1 protein-coding gene and 1 pseudogene are annotated in these 1,801 nt (G+C 40.5%); one reads left to right on the forward strand and one right to left on the reverse strand.

Annotation, left to right across the window (positions count from 1 at the left end; translation table 11 throughout):
* Positions 1–578: 578 nt before the first annotated feature.
* The gene (locus HC752_RS24045; RefSeq protein ID WP_190337707.1) at positions 579–1,667 is read left to right on the forward strand and encodes a ParA family protein; all 1,089 of its coding nucleotides are present in this window, start codon (positions 579–581) and stop codon (positions 1,665–1,667) included.
* 33 nt (positions 1,668–1,700) lie between these two features.
* Here HC752_RS24045 and HC752_RS24050 read toward each other — a convergent pair.
* Positions 1,701–1,801: pseudogene (locus HC752_RS24050) on the reverse strand (IS110 family transposase); the annotation flags it as partial.

Below are 1,801 nucleotides of genomic sequence, written 5' to 3' on the forward strand. Positions count from 1 at the left end.
AACGCTTCAAGCGGACTGCCAACGCGTGGCATTTTAGGTTTGCAGTGATAATTGTGTTTAAGGCGCAATGCGGTAGCTTTTGTATAGCGTTGTCAGCAGCTTAAGCGGGCGTTATAGCGCTTTGAAAATTCAGGGGTTGAAAGGTTCTCGAAAATTGCTGACTTCAGTGCATTTCAGTTCGATTTCTTAGCCAGCATCAAGGTGTTGAAATCGGTGTAAGCCAAGTCGCTGTAGGTTTTCAAAATCAGTCAGGTTTGCCGAATTTTGAAGTTTGGCTTTCGGTTTGTTCTTCTAAATTATCCGATCGAGTTAGGGTTTTAGGTTTTGTGGTCTGGTTGCAGAAGGTTTTGTTGGTTAGGATGCTGTTCATTGAATGCAAGCTAAGTGCTTCATTGCCAAGTAAGTATGCTTGCCTGTATCGCTCTAACAAACAATTCAAGCAGACCAAAAACGTGTGGCATTTTTAGTTTGCGTTGAGTTTTGTGTTTACGGTGGTTTGCAGAGGCGGTATTTGTACGTTTTTGGCTACTTAATTGGGCGTTAGCTTAAATAATTAAAGTAAAGAGGTAAAAAATAAAATGAACTTAGACAAAATAGTTGCTAGGCAAGCTGCATACTATGCGCATGATGCGCAACAATGGAATAATTCGCCTTATGCAGTGCAGTTCCCTCATCTCTCTGATTTGCTGGACCTAAAGCTTCCCAAACATAATCGTTACGCAATATGTAATTTGAGAGGAGGAATTGGAAAGTCCACGTTAACATTTAACCTTGCATTTGGTGCTAAAGATGTACTTGCGATAGATACTTGTCCCCAAGGAAATTCTTCAAATTTCTTTTCCTCTGGTAAGCCAGTAGCAGGGACAACTATTTATGACGCTTTATTACCTTATCTATTACCTCGTATGTCTTTTCCTTCTAATATTGCACAACGAGTCGAGCACTTTAACTCGTACTTTGATGGATTAAACGCACATTTCGTACCAGCCTCCCCGAATTTATATGAGTTTCCATCAATCATGGAGTCAGCACTTTCTCAAGCTCGAGGTATTCCCGGTGGAGCGGATATTAAGGCTCGAGAACAGATTCTGAATTCAATGCGTGATCTGTTGGATCGAGAAACAAAAAAAGTTGAAACAAAAAAAGTAATTATTGATACATCGCCATTTTTTTCTGGCGCAACGCATCTCACATGGCATGCAGTTGACTCACTCATTGTGCCAGTGCGTACCGACCAGCAGTCAGTAGACTCACTACAATTGTTGATAGATTTGTTGACAGATGCAAGTCGTTCGTTCTTACGTAGTCAAGACCGTTTGGCGCTGAGTTCTCCGAAAATTCAAATGGTTGTGGTAACACACTGTGGTTGGTCAACTAGAGCAGGTGCTAAGCATGAACCAAATAACCAGACTAAAATCTACTTAGAAAAAGTAAGAAAAATCGTTGCTAGTAACATGCACTTGTTTACGACCAATGATCCTGACAACCATATTGTTCCATTAGATGACTTCCTAGGCTCGGGGCGCATCTCATCGGCTAAGAGTATTCCTATTAAGTGCTTGAAACCACAGCAATCTTTTACAATATCTGGACAGCAAGTAACTGTTAACTCTTCCGTTGAAAAGTGTCAAAAGCAGCTGGCATTTATTACTCAGAATATCTGGTAAATTTAAGCTAACAAGAGACTATGGCGTCAATAGCTAATTTTTGGCGCTATCTTTATCCCACATTATACCGTCTCTTAGCATTGAATTAAGTGTCACAACCATCTTTCTCATACAGGCAACTATCGCTACTTTCT

Source organism: Vibrio sp. S9_S30, from assembly GCF_014694455.1.
Taxonomy (GTDB): Bacteria; Pseudomonadota; Gammaproteobacteria; order Enterobacterales; family Vibrionaceae; genus Vibrio.